Annotated in this window: 24 protein-coding genes and 2 riboswitches; of the genes, 17 read left to right on the top strand and 7 right to left on the bottom strand. The window is 71.7% G+C overall.

All coding sequences use genetic code 11. From position 1 onward, the window contains the following. Positions 1-72 precede the first annotated feature (72 nt). A complete protein-coding gene (gcvT, locus tag NX794_RS23410; protein WP_258780739.1) occupies positions 73-1,200 on the bottom strand; it encodes a glycine cleavage system aminomethyltransferase GcvT in 1,128 nt (375 codons plus the stop codon). A 44-nt stretch (positions 1,201-1,244) separates the two neighbouring features. Then, a riboswitch (glycine riboswitch) is annotated at positions 1,245-1,358 on the bottom strand. After that, positions 1,359-1,456, bottom strand: a riboswitch (glycine riboswitch). 172 nt (positions 1,457-1,628) lie between these two features. Here gcvT and NX794_RS23405 point away from each other — a divergent pair. From NX794_RS23405 to NX794_RS23360, 10 genes are all read left to right on the top strand, one after another. Further along, positions 1,629-2,321: an AAA family ATPase gene (locus NX794_RS23405; RefSeq protein ID WP_258780822.1), complete on the top strand. Its 693-nt coding sequence runs from the start codon at positions 1,629-1,631 to the stop codon at positions 2,319-2,321. 494 nt (positions 2,322-2,815) lie between these two features. Further along, the gene (locus NX794_RS23400; protein ID WP_258780738.1) at positions 2,816-3,607 is read left to right on the top strand and encodes an enhanced serine sensitivity protein SseB; all 792 of its coding nucleotides are present in this window, start codon (positions 2,816-2,818) and stop codon (positions 3,605-3,607) included. Positions 3,608-3,769: 162 nt separating this feature from the next. Further along, positions 3,770-4,555: an enhanced serine sensitivity protein SseB C-terminal domain-containing protein gene (locus tag NX794_RS23395; protein ID WP_258780820.1), complete on the top strand. Its 786-nt coding sequence runs from the start codon at positions 3,770-3,772 to the stop codon at positions 4,553-4,555. 290 nt (positions 4,556-4,845) lie between these two features. Next, positions 4,846-5,853: an ABC transporter permease gene (locus tag NX794_RS23390; RefSeq protein WP_258780737.1), complete on the top strand. Its 1,008-nt coding sequence runs from the start codon at positions 4,846-4,848 to the stop codon at positions 5,851-5,853. Between the two features lie 70 nt (positions 5,854-5,923). Further along, the gene (locus NX794_RS23385) at positions 5,924-7,711 is read left to right on the top strand and encodes an ABC transporter substrate-binding protein (protein WP_258780736.1); all 1,788 of its coding nucleotides are present in this window, start codon (positions 5,924-5,926) and stop codon (positions 7,709-7,711) included. 107 nt (positions 7,712-7,818) lie between these two features. Beyond that, positions 7,819-8,817: an ABC transporter permease gene (locus tag NX794_RS23380; protein WP_258780735.1), complete on the top strand. Its 999-nt coding sequence runs from the start codon at positions 7,819-7,821 to the stop codon at positions 8,815-8,817. Further along, positions 8,814-9,911, top strand: coding sequence for an ABC transporter ATP-binding protein (locus NX794_RS23375; protein ID WP_258780734.1), 1,098 nt, complete (start codon positions 8,814-8,816; stop codon positions 9,909-9,911). Before NX794_RS23380 ends, NX794_RS23375 begins: the two co-directional genes overlap by 4 nt. A 23-nt stretch (positions 9,912-9,934) precedes the next feature. Next, positions 9,935-11,329: an ABC transporter ATP-binding protein gene (locus NX794_RS23370; protein WP_258780733.1), complete on the top strand. Its 1,395-nt coding sequence runs from the start codon at positions 9,935-9,937 to the stop codon at positions 11,327-11,329. A gap of 98 nt (positions 11,330-11,427) precedes the next feature. Continuing rightward, positions 11,428-12,819, top strand: coding sequence for a M1 family metallopeptidase (locus NX794_RS23365; protein ID WP_258780732.1), 1,392 nt, complete (start codon positions 11,428-11,430; stop codon positions 12,817-12,819). Positions 12,820-12,866: 47 nt separating this feature from the next. After that, positions 12,867-13,526: a trimeric intracellular cation channel family protein gene (locus tag NX794_RS23360; protein ID WP_258780730.1), complete on the top strand. Its 660-nt coding sequence runs from the start codon at positions 12,867-12,869 to the stop codon at positions 13,524-13,526. On the opposite strand, the gene NX794_RS23355 is transcribed toward NX794_RS23360, so the two are convergent. Then, entirely contained in the window at positions 13,435-14,736 is a 1,302-nt protein-coding gene (locus tag NX794_RS23355) for an alpha/beta hydrolase (protein WP_258780729.1), read from the bottom strand. The genes NX794_RS23360 and NX794_RS23355 overlap by 92 nt on opposite strands. A 152-nt stretch (positions 14,737-14,888) precedes the next feature. Here NX794_RS23355 and NX794_RS23350 point away from each other — a divergent pair, with 152 nt between their 5' ends. Beyond that, the gene (locus tag NX794_RS23350) at positions 14,889-15,746 is read left to right on the top strand and encodes a thioesterase family protein (protein ID WP_258780727.1); all 858 of its coding nucleotides are present in this window, start codon (positions 14,889-14,891) and stop codon (positions 15,744-15,746) included. Here NX794_RS23350 and NX794_RS23345 read toward each other — a convergent pair. After that, a complete protein-coding gene (locus NX794_RS23345; protein ID WP_258780725.1) occupies positions 15,733-16,344 on the bottom strand; it encodes a TIGR03086 family metal-binding protein in 612 nt (203 codons plus the stop codon). The two genes, NX794_RS23350 and NX794_RS23345, sit on opposite strands and share 14 nt — an antisense overlap. Positions 16,345-16,466: 122 nt before the next feature. On the opposite strand from NX794_RS23345, the gene NX794_RS23340 reads away from it, so the two are divergent. Beyond that, entirely contained in the window at positions 16,467-17,423 is a 957-nt protein-coding gene (locus NX794_RS23340) for a helix-turn-helix transcriptional regulator (protein WP_258780723.1), read from the top strand. A 21-nt stretch (positions 17,424-17,444) separates the two neighbouring features. Here the strand turns inward: NX794_RS23340 and NX794_RS23335 are convergent, their stop codons facing one another. Continuing rightward, positions 17,445-18,077 (bottom strand): TetR family transcriptional regulator, encoded by a 633-nt coding sequence (locus NX794_RS23335; protein ID WP_258780722.1) that lies wholly within the window; start codon positions 18,075-18,077, stop codon positions 17,445-17,447. A gap of 144 nt (positions 18,078-18,221) precedes the next feature. Between NX794_RS23335 and NX794_RS23330 the strand changes: the two genes are divergently transcribed. From NX794_RS23330 to NX794_RS23320, 3 genes are all read left to right on the top strand, one after another. Beyond that, the gene (locus NX794_RS23330) at positions 18,222-18,389 is read left to right on the top strand and encodes a hypothetical protein (protein WP_258780721.1); all 168 of its coding nucleotides are present in this window, start codon (positions 18,222-18,224) and stop codon (positions 18,387-18,389) included. Positions 18,390-18,421: 32 nt separating this feature from the next. After that, positions 18,422-18,706, top strand: coding sequence for a DUF4190 domain-containing protein (locus NX794_RS23325; protein ID WP_258780720.1), 285 nt, complete (start codon positions 18,422-18,424; stop codon positions 18,704-18,706). Positions 18,707-18,902: 196 nt separating this feature from the next. Then, on the top strand, positions 18,903-20,072 hold the full coding sequence (locus tag NX794_RS23320) for a cysteine desulfurase family protein (RefSeq protein WP_258780719.1): 1,170 nt from the start codon (positions 18,903-18,905) through the stop codon (positions 20,070-20,072). Between the two features lie 260 nt (positions 20,073-20,332). Here the strand turns inward: NX794_RS23320 and NX794_RS23315 are convergent, their stop codons facing one another. Continuing rightward, complete coding sequence (locus tag NX794_RS23315; RefSeq protein WP_258780717.1) at positions 20,333-21,028, bottom strand: N-acetylmuramoyl-L-alanine amidase; 696 nt, start codon at positions 21,026-21,028, stop codon at positions 20,333-20,335. Between the two features lie 59 nt (positions 21,029-21,087). Between NX794_RS23315 and mnmA the strand changes: the two genes are divergently transcribed. Beyond that, complete coding sequence (mnmA, locus tag NX794_RS23310) at positions 21,088-22,218, top strand: tRNA 2-thiouridine(34) synthase MnmA (RefSeq protein WP_258780715.1); 1,131 nt, start codon at positions 21,088-21,090, stop codon at positions 22,216-22,218. A 12-nt stretch (positions 22,219-22,230) separates the two neighbouring features. Here mnmA and NX794_RS23305 read toward each other — a convergent pair whose 3' ends face one another. Together NX794_RS23305 and NX794_RS23300 are read right to left on the bottom strand one after the other, a co-directional pair. After that, positions 22,231-23,013 carry an alpha/beta fold hydrolase gene (locus tag NX794_RS23305; RefSeq protein WP_258780713.1) on the bottom strand — a complete coding sequence of 261 codons (783 nt, stop codon included), beginning with the start codon at positions 23,011-23,013 and terminating at the stop codon, positions 22,231-22,233. Between the two features lie 51 nt (positions 23,014-23,064). Further along, positions 23,065-23,388: a DUF427 domain-containing protein gene (locus tag NX794_RS23300; RefSeq protein ID WP_258780711.1), complete on the bottom strand. Its 324-nt coding sequence runs from the start codon at positions 23,386-23,388 to the stop codon at positions 23,065-23,067. 51 nt (positions 23,389-23,439) lie between these two features. On the opposite strand from NX794_RS23300, the gene NX794_RS23295 reads away from it, so the two are divergent. Then, positions 23,440-23,979 carry an LOG family protein gene (locus NX794_RS23295; RefSeq protein ID WP_258780710.1) on the top strand — a complete coding sequence of 180 codons (540 nt, stop codon included), beginning with the start codon at positions 23,440-23,442 and terminating at the stop codon, positions 23,977-23,979. Positions 23,980-23,981 lie beyond the last annotated feature (2 nt).

Below are 23,981 nucleotides of genomic sequence, written 5' to 3'. Positions count from 1 at the left end.
GGAGTACGTGGACGACTGCTCGGGAGCCGTGCACGGGGGATACCGACGGGAGTCCCCGGCGCCGCCCGGTGTCTACTTCTGGCGCTTGTAGAACGGCAGTGCCACGACGGCGTAGGGCTCGTGGTTGCCCCGGATGTCGACGCCGACGCCCTCGCTGCCGGGCGCCGCGTGCGCCGCGTCCACGTAGGCCATGGCGATCGGCTTGCCCAGGGTGGGGGAGGGGGCGCCGGAGGTGACCTCGCCGATCACCGCGCCGCCGGCGACGACGGCGTACCCGGCGCGCGGCACCCGGCGGCCCTCGGCGACCAGCCCGACCAGCACCCGCGGCGGGTTCTGCTCGGCACGGGCGGCGGCCTCGGCGAGCGCCTCGCGCCCCACGAAGTCGCCTTCCTTCTCGAACTTCACCACGCGGCCGAGTCCGGCGTCGAACGGGGTCAGCTCCGTGGTCAGCTCGTGCCCGTACAGCGGCATCCCCGCCTCCAGGCGCAGCGTGTCCCGGCAGGACAGGCCGCAGGGCACCAGGCCGACGCCCGCGCCCGCCTCGGTCAGCGCCTGCCACAGCCCGACCGCGTGCTCGGGCTTCACGAACAGCTCGAAGCCGTCCTCGCCGGTGTAGCCGGTACGGGCGATCAGCGCGGGGACGCCGGCGACCGTGCCGGGCAGCCCGGCGTAGTACTTCAGACCGTCCAGGTCGGCGTCGGTCAGCGACTTCAGGATGCCGGGGGACTCGGGGCCCTGTACCGCGATCAGCGCGTAGGCGTCGCGGTCGTCACGGACCTCGGCGTCGAAGCCGGCGGCGCGCTCGGTGAGCGCGTCCAGGACCACCTGGGCGTTGGAGGCGTTGGCCACGACCAGGTACTCGGTCTCGGCGAGCCGGTAGACGATCAGGTCGTCCAGGATGCCGCCGTCGGCCTGGCAGATCATGGTGTAGCGGGCCCGGCCGACGCCGACGGAGGCGATGTTGCCGACCAGCGCGAAGTTCAGCAGGGCTGCCGCGCCGGCGCCGGTGACGGTGATCTCGCCCATGTGGGAGAGGTCGAACAGCCCGGCCCGGGTGCGCACGGCGACGTGCTCGTCCCGCTCGGAGCCGTAGCGCAGGGGCATGTCCCAGCCGGCGAAGTCGGTCATCGTCGCACCGAGCGAGCGGTGCAGCGCGTCCAGCGCGGTGTGGCGCGGCTCGGTGGATTCGGTACTGCTCATCGGTCGGTCGTCTCCCAGGGCAACAGGGACAGGGCGAGGAACGTTCCTCCCCATCTGTCATCGGAACCTGAGAGGTTCGCCGGGACCGCCACGGGGGCGACCACGGCTTGCACCTTGGGTGGGGCCACTGCCGGCAGCGGCCCGCTTTTCAGATGTGCCTCGCCCGCGCGGTAACGGGGCCTGAGAGATTCAAGGGAGGGACTTGCTCCTTCGGCGCCCCAGCGGAGACTGCTGGGAACTCTCCCGCGCGGATTCAAACGGCCGGTATGCAGTTGGCGCGCACATCATTGCACGGCCCGCCCCCGCTCGTCAGGGGCCGCTTTCTGTAACCGAGCTGTGGCAGTACGCGCACCCGTCGGCGACCACCGCGCATTACCTTCTCTTTACACGCAGCGGGCACAGGGATTACCAAGGCCCCGGGGAGGACGATCACGGTGAACAGGACCACGGCGTACGTCACCGCCGCCGCCACCACGACCGGCGTAGCGGTGCCGCAGCAGCTCTCCGCCCCCGCCTCCGCTCGCGCGTGTGGCGCCGGCTGCCCAGCGCCGGTCGTTCGCGATCTGCGCGAGCGCGCGGGCCACGGTCCCCGGACCCTGGTCTTCGACCCCCGGGACGTCGTGGTGATCACCGGCCTGCCCGGCAGCGGCAAGTCCACCCTCATGCGCCGGGCCGCCGCCGGCCGCCGTATCGACTCCCAGGACGTCCGCGACCGCTTCGCGGCCCGGCTGCCCCGCGCCCTGCCGTACGCGCTCTACCGCCCCCTGGTCCGCCTCGCCCACTACGCCGGCCTGCGCCGCGCGCTGCGCACCGGCGAGGGCGTGGTCGTGCACGACTGCGGCACCCAGCCCTGGGTGCGCGCCTGGCTCGCCCGCGCGGCCCGCCGCCGCGGCGGCACCCTGCGCCTGCTGCTGCTCGACGTCACCCCCGAGACCGCCCGCGACGGCCAGCGCGCCCGCGGCCGGGGCGTCTCCCGCTACGCCTTCACCCGCCACCGCCACACCACCGCCCGCCTCCTCGACGCGGTCGAACGGGGCGAACTCCCGGCCGGCTGCGGCTCCGCGATCCTTCTTGACCGGCGGGCGGCGGATGCTGTGCGGCGCATTGACTTCGGGGGGTGAGGCGGGTGCCGGACGGCTGGTTTCGGGGCGCGGGGGGCCGATGGGCCGAGCGCGTGCGTCCGCGGTGGGCCGAGCGTATGCGTCCGGCGGCCGTCCGGTGTCTCTGCGGTGCCGTCTGCCGATGCCGGGCGCCGACGCCTTCCGCGGCCGCCGTCGGCCGGCACCCGTGCCGCTCACCCGAGTCACCTGTCCCGCCCCCCTGCCGTCCCGCCCGCCGTCCCGACTGCCGTCGGTCGCCCCGACGGCCTCGGCGGCCGGTGCCGGGCTCCGCCGAACTCACCTGTCGGACACAGGCCCCCGCCCCACCTGTCGGATACGGGCCCCCGCCCCACCTGTCGGATACGGGCCCCCGCCCCACCCGTCGGACACGGACCTCGCCCCACCTATCAGATACGCGCCCCCGCCTTCACCTGTAGGCGACGAACCCCGTCGCTGTCGGCGGCACCCGTTAGCCTTCTTGGACACAGCAGCGGTTCCCAGCAGGCGGTAGGCACATGGACTTTCCGGCGGAACTTCCCGCGGACTTCCCGGCACAGGCGCACCCCCACCCGCACGGCGGTTGGCCCGGCAACGAGCTGGAGGAGGTGCTCTCGGCCTCCCTCGGCATCCCCATGGCGGCCGGCCGGATCGTCGAGGTCCTCGGCCGCAGCCTCCTGTGGATCCCGCTGCCCAACGGCGGCGGCCCGGACAGCGGCCCGCTGGACCTGCCCACCCTGGAGATCGACGGCCAGGTGCACGTCCCGGTGTTCAGCTCCGAGGAGCAACTGCGCCAGGTGGCCGGCTCGCACATGCCGTTCACCGTCGCCCCCGCCGTGGAGTTCGCCCGCGGCCTGCCCGCGCAGGTCGGCCTGGCCGTCAACCCCGAGGGGGTCGTCGGCGTCCCGGTGCCGCCCGAGGCGGTGGCCGAGCTGTGCCGCGCCGGCCGTACCCCGCTCGACGGCCCGGCGGGCGGCGGCCGGGTCCGCCTCTTCGAGCCGGACTGGCAGGAGGACCCGGTGGACTTCCTCGCCGCCGCCTCCGCCGAGTTCGCCGGCACCGGCGTCGTGCTGACCGCCCGCCGCTGCCTCGCCGCCATCGAGACGGCCGAGCCGGTGATGTTCGTCGGCGTCGAACTCTCCCAGTGGGAGGGCGATCTGCGCGCCCTGCCGCTCGACGCCCTCGGCAGGGCCCTCGGCAAAGTCCCGGTCAAATGGCCGGTCAACCTGGTCCTCCTGGACGTGACCGACGACCCGGTGGCCGACTGGCTGAAATCCAAGGTCCGCCCCTTCTACCAGCACGGGATCTGAGGCGCCCCCGAAGGGCCACCCCGCCGGCCGCAGGCGGCCCGCACCCGCGCATGGACCCGGGGACCCGAGTCACCCGCCGCATAAGCTGTCTCCACACGAGGGGCAAACGAAGAAGGGCCGGTACAACAGGTGAGCGCGAGCCACAGCGGCAGCGTCGAGCACATGCTGCGCCAGGTCACCCCCGGACGCTACGACGCCTACGAGGCCCTGCTGCGCGCCCTCGCCACCCCGTCCTCCGGCCAGATCTGGATGCTGCTGTGGCACGGCCAGGCCGGCTCCCCGGACGCCCAGTACGGGGACATGGAGGTCGACGGCTTCCACTACGCCCCCTGCGTCACCTCCGCCCAGGAGCTCTCGGCCAGTGGCTGGAACCGTTCCTACGAGGTCGTCGACGGCCTGGACGTCGCCCGCACCCTCTATCCGGACCACTACGGCCTCTGGCTCAACCCGCACGCCCCCGGCGGCGGCGTCGGCGTCCCCTGGCTGGACCTGCGCCGCATCGCCGCCGGCCTGGACCGGCAGCCCGCGGGGCCGCTGCGGCTGTCCGAACCCGGCATCGAGATCCCGCAGTTCTACGCCCTGCTCGCGCAGAACGCCCACCGCACCCCGGCCCTGCGCGCCCTGCGCCGCGCCTGGGTGCAGCCGGCGCTCGGGGCGCCGTACCTCGCCATCGGCCTGGACGTGTACGAGACCTCGCCCGCCGCGGTCGACTCGGTGCGCGCGATGATGCAGCAGTCCATCGGCGCGGTCCCGGACGGGCTCCCGGTGTCGACGGTCGCGATGACCGACGGCTACGACCCGGTGGTCATGTGGATGCGCGCCAACGCCCGCCCGTTCTACGACCGCGAGGCCCACGCGGCCCCGCCCCAGCCCCCACTCCAGTCCCCGGTCCCGCCGGCCGCGCCGTCCGCCGGATACGGCTACCCACCGGTGCGCGGCGGTTACTGACCGGCCGCCACCCGGCCCCCTTTGCCTGACTCCGCCGCAAATCGCCGCGCGTCCAGCGCCCATGCCTCCGTCGGCGTCCGCTTCCCGCGACACCCCGTTCGCATAACGTGAAACCGCAGCCCGCATCACGGTTGCGCATCCATTCGCCGTCAAGTCTGGCAACGGGTCACACAAGCATTGAAGACTCCCTCTCCAAGGGCCCACGGCCCTTTGTCCGACGGACTGATTTGACGCCGCGACCAGCGGCAAGTGCAGCCCGGCTACCGCCGGTTGAGAGGGGTCCCTGCCTAATGACGGCACCATTGCACGAGCCGACCGCGGAAGCAGCCCCGAGCGCGGCCGACGAGGCGGCGGTGGCCGCCGCCGGCACGAAGGCCGTCCAGGGACGCTCCTTGGGGCGGATCGCCTGGGAGCGCCTCAAGCGGGACAAGCTCGCCCTCACAGGCGGCATCGTCGTGCTCCTGCTCATCGTGGTCGCCCTGCTCGCGCCGCTCATCACCAAGCTGGTCGGGCAGGACCCCAACGCCTACAACGAGAGCATGATCGACCCGCTCTTCGGCACTCCCAAGGGCTCGTTGGGCGGCATCAGCGGTGACCACCTGCTCGGCGTCGAGCCGGTGAGCGGCCGCGACATCTTCGCCCGTATCGTCTACGGCGCCCAGATCTCGCTGCTCGTCGGCTTCCTCTCGGCGGTCGTGGCCGTCGTCCTCGGAACCGTCCTCGGCATCCTGGCCGGGTTCTTCGGCGGCTGGGTCGACTCCGTCATCAGCCGCGTCATGGACGGCCTGCTGGCCTTCCCGCAGCTGCTCTTCATCATCGCGCTGGTCTCCGTCATGCCGAACCAGATGCTGGGCCTGAGCGGCACCGGTGTGCGCGTGTTCGTGATGATCCTGGTCATCGGGTTCTTCGGCTGGCCGTACATCGGACGCGTGGTGCGCGGTCAGACGCTGTCACTGCGGGAGCGTGAATACGTCGAGGCCGCCCGTTCGTTGGGCGCGGGACAGCTCTACATCCTGTTCAAGGAGCTGCTCCCCAACCTCGTCGCGCCGATCATCGTGTACTCGACGATGATGATCCCCACCAACATCCTCACCGAAGCGGCGCTCAGCTTCCTCGGCGTGGGCGTGAAGCCCCCGACGGCCTCCTGGGGCCAGATGCTGTCGAACGCGATCGACTACTACGACTCGGACCCCATGTACATGGTGGTCCCGGGTGTGGCGATCTTCATCACCGTTCTTGCCTTCAACCTCTTCGGTGACGGTGTCCGTGACGCGCTGGACCCCAAGGGCTCCCGCTGACCCGCCCGACCCCAAGCGTCCCGTGGCTTCGCACACGGGGTCTCTCATCAATTCCGGAGGATCCGAGATCGTGACTACCCAACGCACCTCAGGGCGGCGCAAGCAGGCTTTGGCCGCTGCGGCCGTGGTCGCCGGGCTGCTGACCACGGCGGCGTGCGGCGGCGGCGACAGCGACGGTTCGAAGAACGGCGCCGCCGGTTTCGACGCGGCGAACAACAAGGTCGCCCAGGCCTCGCTCGCGAAGAAGGGCGGCACCCTGAAGTTCGGCGGCGCCCAGGACGCGGACTCGTGGGACACCACGCGCGGCTACTACGGCTTCGCCTGGAACTTCATGCGCTACTACAGCCGCCAGCTCGTCACGAACAAGACGTCGGCCGGCGCGGACGGCGCCAAGGTCACCCCGGACCTCGCCACCGGTCTCGCCAAGATCACCGATGGCGGCAAGACGTACACCTACACGCTGCGCGACGGCGTCACGTGGGAGGACGGCAAGCCGATCACCTCCAAGGACGTCAAGTACGGCATCGAGCGCGTCTGGGCGCAGGACGTGCTGTCCGGCGGCCCGACCTACCTGAAGGACTTCCTGGACCCGGACGGCAAGTACCAGGGCCCGTACAAGGACAAGTCGGCCGACCACCTCGGTCTCAAGGCCATCGACACGCCCGACGACAAGACGATCGTCTTCCACCTGCCCAAGGCCAACGCCGACTTCGAGGAAGTGCTCGCGCTGACCTCGGCGTCCCCGGTCCGCCAGGACAAGGACACCAAGGCCAAGTACACGCTGCACCCGTTCTCCTCGGGCCCGTACAAGTTCGCCTCGTACAGCCCCGGCAAGGACCTGACCCTGGTCCGCAACGACGCCTGGAAGCAGTCCTCGGACCCGGTCCGCAAGGCGTACCCGGACAAGATCACGGTCAAGTTCTTCTCGAACGCCAACGACCTCGACCAGCGCCTGATCAACGGTGACATCGACCTGGACCTCAACCAGACCGGTATGTCGCCGCAGGGCCGCACCGTCGCCCTGAAGCAGCACAAGGGCAACCTGGACAACCCGGTCTCCGGCTACATCCGGTACGCGGTCTTCCCGCAGAGCGTGAAGCCGTTCGACAACGTGCACTGCCGCAACGCCGTCATCTACGGCGCCGACCACGTGTCGCTGCAGACCGCGCGCGGCGGCCCGGTCGCGGGTGGCGACATCGGCACCAACATGCTGCCGCCGTCCGTCCCGGGCGCCGAGGGCCAGAAGTACGACCCGTTCCAGATCGCCGGCGCGAACAAGAACGGCAACGCGGCCAAGGCCAAGGAAGAGCTGAAGGCCTGCGGCAAGGCGGACGGTTTCTCGACCACCATCGCGGTGCGCAACAACAAGCCGGTCGAGGTCGCCACGGCCCAGTCGCTGCAGGCCTCGCTGGCCAAGGTCGGCATCAAGGCCGAGATCGACCAGTACGACGGCTCGCAGACCCCCGGCATCATCGGCAGCCCTTCGAACGTGAAGAAGAAGGGCTACGGCATCATCATCATGGGCTGGGGCCCGGACTTCCCGACCGTCCAGGGCTTCGGTCTCCCGCTGTGGGACAGCAAGTACATCTCGCAGAGCGGTAACAACAACTACGCCCTGATCAAGGACAAGAAGATCGACGGGCTGTTCGACCAGTACGTCAACACCCTCGACGCGGGCAAGAAGACCGAGATCGCGACCGAGATCAACCACAAGGTGATGGAGGGCGGCTACTACCTGCCCTTCACCTTCGAGAAGTTCATCAACTGGCGCTCGGACCGCCTGGCGAACGTGTACACGACCGACGCTTACAGCGGCATGTACGACTTCGTCAACCTCGGTCTGAAGTCCTCGAAGTAGTCCCGGCACACCCGCCGCACGGCACGAAAGGCAGGTGAAGGCCGGCGCGGCGGGGCTGCGGTCCCGGACGACCTCCGGGACCGCGGCCCCGCAGCGGGCCGTTAGCTGTGCTCGCTTACCTCATCAGGCGGCTGTTCGCCGCCGCAGTGATGCTGGTGGTCATCATCATGGTGGTCTTCGGCATCTTCTTCCTCGTCCCCAAGTGGGCGGGCGTCGACATCGCCACGAGCTTCGTGGGCAAGCAGGCCGACCCCGCCGCGGTGCAGGCGGTACGGGAGAAGCTGGGCCTGAGCGACCCGATCTTCATCCAGGTCTGGGAGTTCTTCAAGGGCATCTTCGTCGGCCGCACCTACTCCGGGGGCGGAGACGTCACCCACTGCGCGGCCCCGTGCTTCGGCTACTCCTTCCGCAGTGAGCAGGCCGTCTGGCCGGTGCTCACCGACCGGTTCCCGGTGACCCTGGGTCTCGCGCTCGGTGCCGCGGTGCTGTGGCTGGTCCTCGGTGTGGCGGCCGGTGTGCTCTCCGCTCTCAAGCGGGGCAGCCTCTGGGACCGCGGCGCGATGGTCGTCGCCCTCAGCGGTGTGTCCCTGCCCATCTACTTCACCGGCCTGCTGGCGCTGGCGATCTTCAGCTACGGACTGAAATGGATCGACGGCCAGTACGTGCCGCTCAGCGAGAGTGTCGGCGGCTGGTTCGGCGGCATGATCCTCCCCTGGATCACTCTCGCCTTCCTGTACGCGGCGATGTACGCCCGGATCACCCGGGCCACCATGCTGGAGATCCTCGGCGAGGACTACATCCGCACGGCCCGCGCCAAGGGCCTCACCGAGCAGGTCGTCATCGGCAAGCACGCCATGCGCTCCACCATGACGCCCATCCTCACCATGCTCGGCATGGACCTCGGCGCCCTCATCGGCGGTGCGATCCTCACCGAGACCACGTTCAGCCTTCCGGGACTCGGACAGGCGGTACTCAACGCCATCAAGAACCAGGACCTGCCCATCATCCTGGGCGTCACCCTGATCACCTCCGTCGCGGTGCTCATCGCCAACCTCGTGGTGGACGTCCTGTACGCCGTGATCGACCCCCGCGTGAGGCTGTCATGACCGAACTCAGCAAGACGGGAGCGGCCGTGAGCGAGCCTGTGGGCACGTCGCCCGCCCCGACCTCCTTCCTCGAAGTGCGCGACCTGAAGGTGCACTTCCCGACCGACGACGGCCTGGTCAAGTCCGTCGACGGGCTCAGCTTCAAGCTGGAGAAGGGCAAGACCCTCGGCATCGTGGGCGAGTCGGGCTCCGGCAAGTCGGTGACCTCGCTCGGCATCATGGGGCTGCACACCGCCGGCCAGTACGGCAGGCGCAAGGCGCAGATCTCCGGTGAGATCTGGCTCGACGGCACCGAGCTGCTGTCCGCCGACCCGGACCACGTGCGCAAGCTGCGCGGCCGTCAGATGGCGATGATCTTCCAGGACCCGCTGTCGGCGCTGCACCCGTACTACACGATCGGCGCGCAGATCGTGGAGGCCTACCGGATCCACCACAAGGTCGACAAGAAGACCGCCCGCAAGCGCGCGATCGAGATGCTCGACCGGGTCGGCATCCCGCAGCCGGACAAGCGGGTGGACAGCTATCCGCACGAGTTCTCCGGCGGTATGCGCCAGCGCGCGATGATCGCCATGTCGCTGGTCAACAACCCCGAACTGCTGATCGCGGACGAGCCGACCACGGCGCTCGACGTGACGGTCCAGGCGCAGATCCTCGACCTGATGCGGGATCTGCAGAAGGAGTTCGGCTCGGCGGTCATCATCATCACCCACGACCTGGGCGTCGTCGCCGAACTGGCCGACGACATCCTGGTGATGTACGGCGGCCGGTGCGTCGAGCGCGGCCCGGCGGAGAAGGTCTTCTACGAGCCCCGGCACCCCTACACCTGGGGTCTGCTCGGTTCGATGCCGCGTCTGGACCGGGAGCAGCAGGAGCGCCTCATCCCCGTCAAGGGGTCCCCGCCCTCGCTGATCAACGTGCCGTCCGGCTGCGCCTTCAACCCGCGCTGCCCGTACGCCGACCTCCCCAAGGACAACATCACCCGCACGATCCGCCCCGAGCTGGCCGAGGTCAGCACCCGGCACTGGGCCGCCTGCCATCTGACCCAGGAGCAGCGGGAGCGTATCTGGACCGAAGAGATTGCGCCGAAGCTGTGAGCGAGAACGCAGAGGACAAGGCAGTGAGCATCCCTGCCCAGAGCGACGGCGCCGAGGCGGAGGCCGCCGGCACGGCCACCCTCACCAAGGACGCGGCGCCCGGCGAGGTCCTGCTGAAGGTGACCGGGCTGCAGAAGCACTTCCCGATCAAGAAGGGCCTGCTGCAGCGGCAGTCCGGGGCGGTGCGCGCGGTCGACGGCATCGACTTCGAGGTCCGTTCCGGGGAGACCCTGGGCGTCGTGGGCGAGTCCGGCTGTGGCAAGTCCACGATGGGGCGGCTCATCACGCGGCTGCTCGAACCGACCGCCGGCAGCATCGAGTTCCAGGGCAAGGACATCACACACCTGGGCGTCGGCGGCATGCGCCCGATGCGCCGTGACGTCCAGATGATCTTCCAGGACCCTTACTCGTCGCTGAACCCGCGGCACACGATCGGCACGATCGTCGGCGCTCCCTTCCGGCTCCAGGGAGTGGAACCGGAAGGCGGCATCAAGAAGGAAGTGCAGCGGCTGCTGTCGGTGGTCGGTCTCAACCCCGAGCACTACAACCGCTACCCGCACGAGTTCTCCGGCGGCCAGCGCCAGCGCATCGGCATCGCCCGCGCGCTCGCGCTCAACCCGAAGCTGGTCGTCGCGGACGAGCCGGTCTCCGCCCTGGACGTGTCGATCCAGGCCCAGGTGGTCAACCTGCTGGACGACCTCCAGCAGGAGCTGGGCCTGACATACGTGATCATCGCGCACGACCTCTCGGTGGTCCGGCACGTCTCGGACCGCATCGCGGTGATGTACCTCGGCAAGATCGTCGAACTGGCGGACCGCGACGCGCTGTACAAGTCGCCGATGCACCCGTACACCAAGGCGCTCATGTCGGCGGTGCCGATCCCGGACCCGAAGCGCCGTGGCGCCAAGAGCGAGCGCATCCTGCTCCGCGGCGACGTGCCCTCGCCGATCGCGCCGCCGTCCGGCTGCCGCTTCCACACCCGGTGCTGGAAGGCGACGCAGATCTGCAAGACGACCGAGCCGCAGCTCGTGGAGCTGCAGCCCGGTCAGCGGGTCGCCTGCCACCACCCGGAGAACTTCGCCGACCAGGCCCCGCAGGACACGGTCCTGCTGACGGCGGCGAAGGAGGCCTCGGAACTGGTCCCGGACGCGGCCGCCACCGACGCCCCGGCGGCGAAGCCGACGGCTACCGCCGAGAAGGAGGCCGAGGCCGGCAAGGCGGCTGCCGCCGGTGCCAAGACCGGTCCCGGTGCCAAGATCTCGACCGAGAAGCCCACTCCGGCCGCCGACGCCCCCGCCGGTTCCACCGCGCCGACCACCACCGCGCCGACCACCGACGCGCCGACCGCCGACGCGCCGACCGCCGAGACCAGTGAGCCCAAGGACGGCACCGCCCCCCAGGAGTCACCCGACAAGTAGCACATGACAACTCAGTAAAGTCATGTACATGCCCGAACGGGAGAGCGCAGAGTCTCCGTGTCCGTCCACCGACCGGCACCGCTCGAAAGGGACGACTCATGGCACTCTCCCGTTCGGCACGTCTGGGGGCCCTCGCCACCGCGGCGGCCTCCGCGCTCGTCCTCGGCGCCTCCGCTGCCCCGGCCCCGGGCGCGCCCGGCATCGGCGACCCCTACTTCCCGCGGCTGGGCAACGGCGGCTTCGACGCCCGGCACTACGACCTCGACCTCGCCTACGCCCCCGACACGGGCCGGCTGGACGGGCGGGCGACCCTCACCGCGCGCGCCACGCAGAACCTGTCCTCCTTCGACCTGGACCTCCAGCAACTGGACGTCACCCGGGTCGAGGTCGACGGCAGACGCGCGCGGTTCACGAGGGACGGCGACGAGATCACCGTCACCCCGCGCGACAGCCTGCGCGAGAACCGCGACTTCGAGGTGCGCGTCACCTACGGCGGCGTACCCGAACCCCTCGGCGGGCCGATCGTGTTCGGCTCCCAGTACGGCTGGATGAAGACCAAGGACGGCGTCTTCGTCGCCTGTGAGCCCAACGCCGCCTCCACCTGGTTCCCGTCCAGCGACCACCCCTCCGACAAGGCCACCTACGACATCCGGGTCAAGGCGCCCAAGGGCCTGACCGCCGTCTCCAACGGCCGGCTGGTGTCGACGTACGACCGGGGCGCCGCGACGTACACGCACTGGCGCGAGTCCCGGCCCATGGCCACCTACCTCGCCACCGCGACCATCGGGAAGTTCGACGTGCGCACCGGCCGCACACCCGGCGGCATCCCGGTCTACGTCGCCGTCGACCCGGTGCTGAAGGACGCCAACAGCGTGGACGTGTACGGCGTCACGGCCGCCGCCACGGACTACTGGTCGCAGGTGTTCGGGCCCTATCCCTTCGAGGAGACCGGCGCGATCGTGGACGACATGCCCGAGGCCGGGTTCTCGCTGGAGGTGCAGAGCAAGCCCGTCTACTCGGCCGTGCGCAACGAGACGACCATCGTGCACGAACTGGCCCACCAGTGGTTCGGCGACTCGGTGAGCGTGGCGCGCTGGCAGGACATCTGGCTCAACGAGGGCTTCGCCACCTACGCCCAGTGGCTGTGGGCCGAGCACCAGGGCACCCGCTCCGCCCACGACTCCTTCCGCGCGGGCTACGACTCCCGCCCGGCCGACTCCTCGTTCTGGGACATCAAGGTGGCCGACCCGCAGCGGGACACCATGTTCGCCTCCGCCGTCTACCAGCGGGGCGCGATGACCCTCCAGGCGCTCCGCGAGAAGATCGGCGACCGCGCCTTCTTCCGGCTGCTGCCGACATGGACGCGGCTGCACCGGTACGGCAACGCCGACACCGCCGACTTCATCCGCCTCGCCGAGCGGGTCAGCGGGCAGCAGTTGGACGGCTTCTTCGACACCTGGTTGTTCACGACAGGGAAACCGGCCCTGTGAGCCTTTCTTTGTAAGGTTGGGCCCTGCTGACAGGAGAGAATGGCAGGGTGCAGCTCCAGCAGTTCTTCAGCCCCTCCGTCCAGCACACGCTCGATGTCGTCGGCATCTTCGTGTTCGCGATCTCCGGCGCGCTGCTCGCCGTCCGGAAGAACTTCGACGTCTTCGGCATGGCCGTCCTCGCCGAGGTCACCGCGCTGGGCGGGGGACTGTTCCGCGACCTGGTCATCGGAGCCGTGCCCCCGGCCGCCTTCACCGACCTCGGGTACTTCGTGACCCCGCTGCTCGCCACCCTCGTGGTCTTCTTCCTGCACCCGCACGTGGAGCGCATCCAGGCGGCGGTGCTGGTCTTCGACGCGGCCGGCCTCGGCCTGTTCTGCGTCACCGGGACGACGAAGGCGTACGGCTACGGCCTCGGCCTGACCGCCTCGGCCACGCTGGGCCTCGCCACCGCCGTCGGCGGCGGTGTGCTGCGCGATGTCCTCGCCAACGAGGTGCCCTCGCTGCTGCGCTGGGACCGCGACCTGTACGCGGTCCCGGCGATCGTCGGCGCCTCGATGGTCGTGCTGTGCATCCGGTACGACGCCCTCACCCCGTTCACCAGCGGGCTCGCCGTCGTCACGGCTTTCGTGCTGCGCCTCCTCGCGATGCGGTTCCACTGGCGAGCGCCTCGTGCGTGGAACCGCCGGTCGACCGTGACGGAGGAGTAGCCCCCGCGGCGTTCCCCGCCGGTTCCCCCGCCTCGCCGCCCGGCGCGTGCGGGGTCCGGGTGAGGGAGCCGTCCTGGCCCTTGGCGCGGTTCTGGCCCATCTGGAGGGTCAGCCAGCGGAAGGCCGCCGGCACCTGGGGCTCCCACAGCGCCATGGTGTGGCCGCCCGCGCTGCGCGGCAGGAACACCGTGTGCACGGTCGTCGGCGCCTTGGCGATGGACTCCAGGGCCAGACCCGCCTCGTAGCCGTCGCCGGACTCGCCGGAGACGTACAGCGCGACCGCGGGCGGCACCGGGGCCTTCTTCAGCAGCAGGTAGGGGTTGTTCGCGGCGCGCAGCGCGGGCGTCTGGGCGGCCAGCGAGTTGCGCTCACCGATCGGGTCGTTGTAGCCGGACATGCTCACGGCCGCCCGGTACCGGTCGGGGTGCGCCACGGCCAGCTTGGCCGCGCAGTGCGCGCCCGCCGAGTAGCCGGCCACCGCCCAGCCGCGCGGCGCGGACTGCGCCCGGAAGTTGTCCATGACCATCTTCGGCACGTCGATGCTCAGCCAGGTGTCGGCGTTGACCTGCCCCGGGATGTTGGCGCAGCCGGTGTCGACGCCGGCCAGCAGGTTGGTGCGCGGGGCCACCAGGATGAACGGCGCCACCTGTCCGCTGCGCATCAGCGGGAGCAGCTGCTCGTGGGCCGCCATCGCCCCGAACCACGCCTTCGCCGAGCCGGGGTAGCCGGGCAGCAGCTCCACCACCGGGAACTTCCGGCCGCGGTAGGCCGGGTCGTCGTACTGCGGGGGCAGCCAGACGTAGACCTCCGCGTTCACCCCGGAGACGCGGCCCTTGAGCTGGGTGACCCGGACACCGCCGGCCTTGCGCATGCCGGGACCCGCGGCCTGAGTGAACGTCTGCCGCACCTTGGGCAGCCGCTTGACCGCTATGCCGCCGGTGCCGTCCCGGCCGAGGTCGGCGGCCTGCTGGACGTGGTCGCCGGTGCCGAACAGGTCGGCCCAGCTGTCGTACAGGTTGTTCTGGTTGTTGACCAGGACGAAGACCAGCGTGACCGCCGTGCCCTGCGCGAACAGCAGCATCAGCGCCCGCCCGGCCGCCCGCAGCGCCTTCGGCCCGCGCAGCCGCGACCACAGGACGAAGGGCAGTATGAGGGCGACCACGGACAGCACGATGGTCGTGTAGAGGAACGGGGTCCCGGTGAGGCTCATGCCCTCATAGAGGGGAATCCGGGGGCCCGGGTTCGTGATGTGTCCGGACACTTACCGAGAAATTGCCGGAACCTCACCCGGAGGCGGGAACCGTCATCCCGCCGCAACACAAAAAGCTACCGCTTAGTAATTGCCTGCTGTACCGTTCCCCCATGCCAGAAGCAGCCCCCGCCCCGACGCGAGCCGCGATCGGCGCCGGCGAGTTCGACCGCGACACCGCGGTCACCCGGCGCGAACCCGGCGTCTACGACATCGACCTCTCGGCCGGCTGGACCATCATCAACGCCGTCAACGGCGGCTATCTGCTGGCCGTGCTCGGCCGGGCACTCGCGGACGCGCTGCCGCACCCGGACCCCTTCACCATCTCGGCGCACTACCTCACCGCCTCCCAGCCCGGCCCCGCCGTGATCCGCACCGAGACGGTCCGCACCGGCCGCACCCTCTCCACCGGCCAGGCCTCGCTCTTCCAGTACGACGACCAGGACCGGGAGGTCGAGCGCATCCGCGTCCTCGCCTCCTACGGCGACCTCGCCACGCTCCCCGAGGACGTCCGGACGACGGCCACCCCGCCCGCGATCCCGCCGGCCGAGCAGTGCTTCGGCCCCGACGACTCCCCGGCCCCGATACCCGGCAGCTCGGCCATCACCGACCGGCTCAAGCTCAAACTGGACCCCGCCACCCTCGGCTGGGCGCTCGGCGCGCCCTCCGGCAAGGGGGAGATGCGGGCCTGGTTCGGGCTGGCCGACGGCCGCGACGCCGACCCGCTCTCGCTGCTCCTCGCCGTGGACGCGCTGCCGCCCACCGCCTTCGAGATCGGCCTCAAGGGCTGGGTGCCCACGGTCGAACTCACCGTGCACGTCCGGCACCGCCCGGCCCCCGGCCCGCTGCGGGTGTCCATCACCACCCGCAACCTGGCCGGCGGCTTCCTGGAGGAGGACGCCGAGGTCTGGGACAGCGCGGACCGGCTGGTCGCCCAGTCCCGGCAGCTCGCCCGGGTCAGGCTCGGCTGATCGGGTCCCGGCCCGTCCAGGCCGCCAGCCGCGTGTAGACGTCCGCGTCCTCGGGCACCTCGTGGCGGGCGGCGAAGGGCGTCGCCGCGTCGCGCGGCCGGGAGTCGGGCAGCGTCAGACGGGCGGCTTCGAGCGCGAACGCGCCCAGCTCCGGGTCGAGTCCGGTCCGGTCGCCGAGGGCCTCGGCGAGGTCCCAGGTGTGCGTGACGACCTCCATCACATAGCCGGAGAGCGCCGCGCGGCCGGGCACCTCGCCCCACGGCGCGCGGACCGCCGCGGTCATCCGGTCGTCGGCCTCCCACGCCTTCACCGCGCGGGCGCGCGCCTCGTCGAAGGCCGCGCCCCAGCCGTCGTCCGTGACGTCCTCGGCGAACCGGCTCAGCGCGAGACCGTCGCCGCCCTCGCCGACGACGGCGACCCGCCGGGTACCGGCGACGACATGGCTCAGCAGGGTCCGCACGTCGAACTCGGGGCACGGCGTCGGCAGCCCGAGCTGCTCGGTCCGCACGGTCCGGACGAGGGCCGCGGCCTGCTCGGCGGCGCGGGCGTAGACGGGGCGGGGGTCGGTGAGGCCCGTGGTGCCGGTGGTGGTGCTCATGGTGGTGCCTTTCCTCTGTGGGGGACCGCGGCGAACCGCTGACGAGGAAGAGGTTCCCGGCAAAACCTGACACCGGCCGTCAGCATTTGCGCGGGACGGCGAGACGGCGGGAGGCTGGGGGAGTGAAGTCCGACCGGCTGCTGTCGATCCTGCTGCTCCTCCAGACCCGCGGACGGGTGCCCGCGCACGAGCTCGCCGGCCGGCTGGAGGTGTCGGTGCGCACGATCTACCGGGACGTCGAGGCGCTGTCGGCCGCCGGTGTGCCGGTCTACGCCGAGCGCGGCCGGCACGGCGGCATCCGGCTGCTGGCCGGCTTCCGCACCGACGTCACGGGACTGACCGCCGACGAGTCCCGGGCCCTGTTCATCCTGGCCGCCCAGGGCGCCCACGCCGCGCTCGGTCTCGACGCGGCCCTCGACTCCGCCCTGCGCAAGGTGATGGCCGCGCTGCCCGCACCGCACCGGCCCGCCGCCGAGGCCACCAGCAGACGGGTCCTGGTCGACGCCACCCGCTGGAAGAGCGGCCCGAGCCGGGCCGTGGACCTCCAGGTACTCCAGGACGCGGTCTTCACCGACCGGCGGCTGCGGCTGCACTACCGGCACAGCGGACAGCGCGAGCCCCGGACGTACACCGTGGACCCCTACGGCCTGGTCGCCAAGGCCGGCGTCTGGTACCTGGTCGCCGACACGCGCCGCGCCCCACGGCTGTTCCGCGCCGACCGGGTGCGCTCGGCCCGGCTGCTGGGGGACCCGGTACGGCGCCGGGACGGGGTCGAACTCGCCGACGTGTGGGAGGAGTTGCGCCGTCAGGTGGAGGAACGGCCCGGCGTGGTCGAGGTCACCGTGCGGGTACGGCGCGACGTGCTGGACCTGTTCTGCCGGATGACGGCCACCGCACTGGCCGCCCCGCCCGAGGGCGACGGGGAGGCCGAGTGGGTCACCGCCCGGCTGTCCTATCCGACGCTGCGCGCGGTGCGCCAACTCCTCGCGTTCTCCGGGCAGGTGGAGGTACTGGACCCGCCGGCGGCCCGGGCGGAACTGGTGGACGGGGCCCGGTCGGTCCTGTCGCGGTACGCCTGACGGACGGCCGCGCGGACGCCCTCACTCCGCGTCGAGCCAGTGGTCGCGGCCGATGCTGATGAGCCGCAACTGGCGGGCGGCGCGCTGCCGCACCCGCTCCCGCTCCGCGCGCGGAGCCTCCAGCGCCTCCAGGAACAGCGAGGCGGTGATGAGCATCTGGTCCACGTAGAGGTGCGCCAGCATGAGCAGGTCGTCATCGCTCCAGCCCGCCGCCTCGGGGTCGTTGGCCAGCTCGGTCTTCACCTCCGCGGCGAACCGGGCGAGTTGGTCCCGGATGGCCTCGCGCACCGGCTGCACCCCGCCGTGCCGCTCGCGCGCGATGAAGCGGACGTGCGCCGGGAACGCGGTGACGTGCTGGTCGATCAACTCGACGGCCCGCGCGATGCGTTCCTCGCTGTCCCCGGTCGTGGAGACCGTCGTCCGCACCATCGGGTGCAGGCTGCCCAGCGCCTCGTCCACCAGGGCGACACCCAGGTCGGCGGTCGAGCGGAAGTGCCGGTAGAAGGCGGTGGGGGCGACCCCGACGGCCCGGGTGACCTCGCGCAGGCCCAGGCTGCTCAGGCTCTGCTCCTCCAGCAGCGCCAGGGCGGCGTCGAGGAACGCCTGCCGGGTCTTCTGCTTCTGGGCCTGCCGGATGCCGAGGGTGTGACTCATGTCATCCAGTTAACAACTGTTCTCCGGAATTGGAAAGCCGTCGGACGCGCTAGACTCGAAGTCAGTGAACAACTGTTACTACAACTGTTCACCCAAATGTCACACCGGCCTGACACGAGGCATCTCGGAGGGGGATCCGATCCCATGCTGTTCCTCGTCGCCGCACTCATGCTGCTCGGCACGGTGCTGGGCACCGTCGCCCACGCGCCGCTGCCCGTCACCGGCGCGCTCGCCGCCGTCATCGCCGTCTGGCTCGCCGTCTTCGCGCTCCGTGAGCGCTACGGCCGCCGGCACCGCACGCCGGCGAGCTGAACCGTCGTCACCGACCTCAGGAGCTGAGCACCATGCGCCTCACCGCACCCGCCACCGGCCACGTCGACGCCGGAGTCCGTCCGCGCGGGCGGGACGCCGACGGAATGGCCGTCGCGTCCTTCATCATCGGCCTGCTCGGGCTGCTCGTCCTCAATGTCTTCCTCGGTCCGATCGCGATCGCCCTGGCCGCCGTCTCCCTCTGGCGCGGCACCACCCGCCGCCCGCGCGCCTACCTGGGCCTCGCCCTGGGCGTGGCCGACCTGGTGGTCCTGATCGTGGCGATGCAGCTGACGAACACGGTGTCCTGGAGCCTGTAGCCGACGGACGGACGGACGGGCGCCCGCCCGCCCGCCGTGGGCAATCGTTGCGCAGGGCGGAACGGGTGGGCACGGCCCACAGCACAGGGCGCCGCGCCACCAAGCCCGGCGACAGCCCACACAAGGCGCCCGGAGTCGACCCCGCACCCCCTCGCCGCCGAAGCCCACCGCAGGGGCCCCGTAGAATCGGCTCACCATGGCTTACCTCGACCACGCCGCCACGACCCCGATGCTCCCGGAGGCGGCAGAGGCACTGACCGCCCAGCTGAGCATCACCGGCAACGCGTCCTCGCTGCACGCCTCCGGCCGCCGGGCCCGCCGTACGGTCGAGGAGTCCCGCGAAGCCCTCGCCGAGGCGCTCGGCGCCCGCCCCAGCGAGGTCGTCTTCACCGCGGGCGGCACCGAGGCCGACAACCTCGCCGTCAAGGGCCTGTACTGGTCCCGCCGCGCCGCCGACCCGGCCCGCACCCGCGTCCTGTCCAGCCCGGTCGAGCACCACGCCGTCCTCGACGCCGTGCACTGGCTCGGCGAGCACGAGGGCGCCACCGTCGAGTACCTCCCCGTCGACTCCCACGGCCGCGTCCACCCCGACGCGCTGCGCGAGGCCATCGCCCGCAATCCCGACGACGTCGCCCTGGCCACCGTGATGTGGGCCAACAACGAGATCGGCACGCTGCTGCCGGTCCGCGAACTCGCCGACGTGGCAGGCGAGTTCGGCATCCCCCTGCACGCCGACGCGGTGCAGGCCTTCGGTCAGGTCCCGCTCGACTTCGCCGCCTCGGGCCTCGCCGCCATGACCGTCTCCGGCCACAAGGTCGGCGGGCCGTACGGCATCGGCGCCCTGCTCCTCGGCCGCGAGTACACCCCGGTGCCCGTCCTGCACGGCGGCGGCCAGGAACGGCACGTCCGCTCCGGCACCCTGGACGTGCCGGTCATCGCGTCCTTCGCCGTCGCGGGACGGCTCGCCGCCGAGCGGCAGGAGTGGTTCGCCCGCGAGATCGGCGCCCTGCGCGACCAGTTGGCCGACGCGGTCCGTACGGCCGTACCCGACGCGATCCTCGGCGGCGACCCGGCGCCCGGGGGCCGGCTCCCGGCCAACGCCCACTTCACCTTCCCGGGCTGCGAGGGCGACTCCCTGCTGCTCCTGCTCGACGCCCAGGGCATCGAGTGCTCCACCGGCTCCGCGTGCACCGCGGGCGTGGCCCAGCCCAGCCATGTGCTGCTCGCCACCGGTGTGGACCCGGACCTGGCCCGCGGCACCCTGCGCTTCTCGCTGGGGCACACCTCCACGCGGGCGGACGTCGAGGCGGTCGCCGAGGCGATCGGCCCGGCGGTGGAACGCGCCCGCGCGGCCGGACTGAGCTGAGACGTCAGGCGACCTACGAGGCGGGTTCCCTTCGCCGGTATGGTCCGGATCAGGTGCTGGGGGTCGCCGTCCGGTCCTGTACGAGCAACCTTCCGGCCTCTCAGCCCGAGCGTCGACGTCGGCACCAGCGGAAACTCTCTGCCTCTCGCTGAAGTCGGCTACTCCGCTTGGACTCCCTCACTCGTCTCGTAGGTCTGGCTTTCAGCATAAGCCTCCACATCCCGGACAAAAAGGGCCTGTTCCTTGATTTTTCGTCCGGATCACGCGGCCCCGCCCCTCCGGGGTCTTCGAGCCTCCCGCCGCACCAGCTCCAGATACCGGTCCCAGTCCCAGTGCGGCCCCGGATCCGTGTGGTCCGTGCCCGGCACCTCCACATGGCCGATGATGTGCTCGCGGTCCACCGGCATCCCGTACCGCCCGCAGACCGCCGCCGTCAGCCGGGCCGAGGCCGTGTACATGGCGTCCGTGAAGGAGGAGGCGTCCGTCACGAAGCCCTCGTGCTCGATGCCGACACTGCGTTCGTTGTACTCCCGGTCGCCCGCGTGGAACGCCACGTCCAGCTCCCGGATCAGCTGGGTGACCTGGCCGTCCTCGCGCACGATGTAGTGCGCCGCCGCCCCGTGCGCCGGGTCCTGGAACACCTTCACCGCCGACGCGTAACCGCCCTGCGTGACATGCACGACCACCCGGTCCACCCGGTAGTCGTCCGGCCGGTCCGCGCGCCGGTAGTTGGCCGGGGAGGCGCCCACCCAGCGCGCGCCCCGGAAGTCCACCGCGCCCGCCACCCGCGGCCGGTCCACGCCCGGCAGCCGCCACCACAGCCGGGACAGCTCCTGCCGTGCCAGCACCGCCGAGCCGACCGCCGCCGCGGCCCCGCCGACCAGCAGCGCACGCCGGCCGAGCCGGCCGTCGCCGTCCTTCCCCGCCGCTCCCGCGCGGCCCTCGCTCGCCCCCATGTGATCCCCAACGGATATCCGGCGGCCCCGGTTCCCGCGCCCCGTACCCTGGAAGGGTTATGACTGACACCCCGCAGCGCACCCGTCCCCTCCGCGTCCTCGCCGCCATGTCCGGCGGTGTCGACTCCGCCGTAGCCGCCGCGCGCGCCGCGGAAGCCGGGCACGACGTCACCGGCGTCCACCTCGCGCTCTCCGCGAACCCCCAGTCCTTCCGCACCGGCGCGCGGGGCTGTTGCACCATCGAGGACTCGCGCGACGCGCGCCGCGCGGCCGACGTCATCGGCATCCCGTTCTACGTGTGGGACCTCGCCGACCGCTTCCGGGAGGACGTGGTCGAGGACTTCGTCGCCGAGTACGAGGCCGGCCGCACCCCGAACCCGTGCCTGCGCTGCAACGAGAAGATCAAGTTCGCCGCGCTGCTCGACAAGGCGCTCGCCCTCGGCTTCGACGCGGTCTGCACCGGCCACTACGCCCAGGTGATCGTGCGCGAGGACGGCTCCCGCGAGCTGCACCGGGCCTCCGACATGGCCAAGGACCAGTCCTACGTGCTGGGCGTCCTGGACGACCGGCAGCTCGCCCACGCGATGTTCCCGCTCGGCGACACGGTCACCACCAAGGAGGAGATCCGCGCCGAGGCCGAGCGCCGTGGCCTCGCGGTGGCCAAGAAGCCCGACTCGCACGACATCTGCTTCATCGCCGACGGCGACACCCAGGGCTTCCTGGCCCGCCGGCTCGGCCGGGCCGAGGGCGACATCGTCGACGAGTCCGGCACGCGAGTGGGTACCCACGAGGGCGCGTACGGCTTCACCATCGGCCAGCGCAAGGGCCTGCGCATCGGCACCCCGGCCCCGGACGGCAAGCCCCGCTACGTCCTCGACATCTCCCCGGTGACCAACACGGTCACCGTCGGCCCCGCCGCCGCCCTCGACGTCACCGCCCTCACCGCGATCAAGCCCCGCTGGTGCGGCACCGCCCCCACCGCACCGGGCACCTACACCGCCCAGCTGCGCGCGCACGGCGGCGAGAGCGAGGTGCGGGCCGAGCCGGTCGACGGCGAGCTGCGCGTCACCTTCACCGAACCGGTCCGCGGCGTCGCCCCCGGCCAGGCCATCGTGCTGTACGACGGCACGCGCGTGGTGGGCTCGGCGACGATCGCGACGACCACGCGCGCGACGGCGGCGGCGGTGTAGTACCGCCGCGCCTCACCCGGTCACGAAGTCGGCCAGCACCGGCCCCAGCACGTCCGGCTCCACCATGTGGGTCTGGCCGTCCAGGACCCGGTGCATGCCCTCGGGGACCGTCTCCGCGACCGCGCGGGAGGCCTCGCGCAGCCACCCCGGGCTCGCCCCGCCCGCGACCGACAGCACCGGCACGCCGATCGCGGCGAGCCGGTCCCCGGGGAGCAGGCCGTCGCCCATCACCGTGTCGTCGTACGCGAGGCTCGGGGCGACGGCCTCCAGGCCGGCCCACATCGGCGACTGGCGGGCGCCCCGGATCATCTCCTCGCCGAGCCCGGTCAGCCGCAGGAACAGCTCCACCGCGTCCCCGCGCCGGTCCTCGGCGAGCGCCTTGCCGAGCTGCTCCTTGTAGGCGGCCTCGCGCTCGGCGCCGCCGGGCAGGAAGTCGGCGTACGGCACCTCGTAGACGGCCGCGCGGGGCACCGGCAGCCCGCTCGCCGCCGCGCGCAGGACCAGCGCGCCGCCCGAGGACACCCCGAACAGCACCGCCTCGCCGCCCACCGCGTCGATCAGCGCGGCCAGGTCCTCGATCTCCCGGTCCACCTCGTACGGGGGCGTGTCATCGCTCGCGCCCCGCCCCCGGCGGTCGTACACGACGGCCGTGCACCGGTCCGCGAGCCGCTCGGCCAGGGGTGCCACGGTGCCCCCGGTGGACATCGCGCCGCTCACCAGGATCACCGCGGGCCCCTGGCCCCTCACGTCGTAGGCGAGGGCCGTGCCGTCGCGGGAAGTCGTCCTCTTGTCCATGTCCGTGCAGACTGCCCTACCGCACGGGACTCATCGGTCACGACACGTCGGTCACGACACGTCGGGCTCGTAGAAGCAGAGGTGGTCCTTGATCGCGGCCACGTCCGCCTTCGGCTCGGGGTACGCCCAGGCCAGGTCGGGCGCGTCCGGCAGCGACCAGTAGGACGCGGTGCCCTTGAACGGGCAGACGGTGTGGGTGTCGGACGGGGTCAGCAGGTCGAGGCGGACGTCCTCGGCGGGGATGTAGTACCGCTCGGGACAGCCGGTCTCGCGCAGCACGAGGGCTCGGTCGCTCTCGGCGAGCACCTGGTCGCCGTGCACCACGCGCACGTGCCGCTCGCCGGATTCGATGGTGATCGTGTGTCCTTGGGCCATACCGGGACAGCACCGGGAGGGGCCCGGTTCTTCCCGCGTACGGTGGACGCCATGAACATCTGCGTCTTCCTGTCCGCCGCCGACCTCGACGAGCGGTACACGCGCCCCGCGCGCGAGTTCGCGAAACTGCTCGGCGAGGCCGGTCACACCCTGGTCTGGGGCGGCTCCGACGCCGGCCTGATGAAGGTGGTCGCGGACGGCGTGCACGAGGCGGGCGGGCGGCTGCTGGGCGTCTCCGTGGAGTTCCTCGCCAACAAGGCGCGCCCCGGCGCCGACGAGATGATCATCGCCGCCGACCTCGCCGAGCGGAAGCGGCTGCTGCTGGAGAAGGCCGACGCCGTGGTGATCATGGTGGGCGGCACCGGCACCCTGGACGAGGCCACCGAGATCCTGGAGTTGAAGAAACACGGCCGCACCGCCAAGCCGGTCGTGCTGCTCAACACCGCCGGCTTCTACGACGGCCTCGAAGAGCAGTTCCGCCGCATGGAGGCCGAGGGCTTCCTGCCGCGCCCCCTGTCCGAGCTGGTCTTCTTCGCCGCCGAGCCGGCCCGGGCGCTGGCCCACCTGGAGGAGCGGGCCGGTCTCTACTGATG

Origin of the sequence: Streptomyces pyxinicus (assembly GCF_024753135.1) — a bacterium.
Classification (GTDB): Bacteria; Actinomycetota; Actinomycetes; order Streptomycetales; family Streptomycetaceae; genus Streptomyces; species Streptomyces pyxinicus.
Note: the sequence above shows the minus strand (reverse complement) of the source record. Positions and strands in the feature narration are given on the sequence as shown.

Excerpts from the sequence above, each read along its gene's own strand:
- mnmA (WP_258780715.1), top strand. The coding sequence starts at position 21,088 with ATGACTGACACCCCGCAGCGCACCCGTCCCCTCCGCGTCCTCGCCGCC.
- NX794_RS23390 (WP_258780737.1), top strand. The coding sequence starts at position 4,846 with ATGACGGCACCATTGCACGAGCCGACCGCGGAAGCAGCCCCGAGCGCG.
- NX794_RS23350 (WP_258780727.1), top strand. The coding sequence starts at position 14,889 with ATGCCAGAAGCAGCCCCCGCCCCGACGCGAGCCGCGATCGGCGCCGGC.
- NX794_RS23345 (WP_258780725.1), bottom strand. The coding sequence starts at position 16,344 with ATGAGCACCACCACCGGCACCACGGGCCTCACCGACCCCCGCCCCGTC.
- NX794_RS23355 (WP_258780729.1), bottom strand. The coding sequence starts at position 14,736 with ATGAGCCTCACCGGGACCCCGTTCCTCTACACGACCATCGTGCTGTCC.
- gcvT (WP_258780739.1), bottom strand. The coding sequence starts at position 1,200 with ATGAGCAGTACCGAATCCACCGAGCCGCGCCACACCGCGCTGGACGCG.
- NX794_RS23315 (WP_258780717.1), bottom strand. The coding sequence starts at position 21,028 with ATGGGGGCGAGCGAGGGCCGCGCGGGAGCGGCGGGGAAGGACGGCGAC.
- NX794_RS23325 (WP_258780720.1), top strand. The coding sequence starts at position 18,422 with ATGCGCCTCACCGCACCCGCCACCGGCCACGTCGACGCCGGAGTCCGT.
- NX794_RS23300 (WP_258780711.1), bottom strand. The coding sequence starts at position 23,388 with ATGGCCCAAGGACACACGATCACCATCGAATCCGGCGAGCGGCACGTG.
- NX794_RS23295 (WP_258780710.1), top strand. The coding sequence starts at position 23,440 with ATGAACATCTGCGTCTTCCTGTCCGCCGCCGACCTCGACGAGCGGTAC.
- NX794_RS23335 (WP_258780722.1), bottom strand. The coding sequence starts at position 18,077 with ATGAGTCACACCCTCGGCATCCGGCAGGCCCAGAAGCAGAAGACCCGG.
- NX794_RS23330 (WP_258780721.1), top strand. The coding sequence starts at position 18,222 with ATGCTGTTCCTCGTCGCCGCACTCATGCTGCTCGGCACGGTGCTGGGC.
- NX794_RS23305 (WP_258780713.1), bottom strand. The coding sequence starts at position 23,013 with ATGGACAAGAGGACGACTTCCCGCGACGGCACGGCCCTCGCCTACGAC.
- NX794_RS23365 (WP_258780732.1), top strand. The coding sequence starts at position 11,428 with ATGGCACTCTCCCGTTCGGCACGTCTGGGGGCCCTCGCCACCGCGGCG.
- NX794_RS23375 (WP_258780734.1), top strand. The coding sequence starts at position 8,814 with ATGACCGAACTCAGCAAGACGGGAGCGGCCGTGAGCGAGCCTGTGGGC.
- NX794_RS23400 (WP_258780738.1), top strand. The coding sequence starts at position 2,816 with ATGGACTTTCCGGCGGAACTTCCCGCGGACTTCCCGGCACAGGCGCAC.
- NX794_RS23320 (WP_258780719.1), top strand. The coding sequence starts at position 18,903 with ATGGCTTACCTCGACCACGCCGCCACGACCCCGATGCTCCCGGAGGCG.
- NX794_RS23395 (WP_258780820.1), top strand. The coding sequence starts at position 3,770 with ATGCTGCGCCAGGTCACCCCCGGACGCTACGACGCCTACGAGGCCCTG.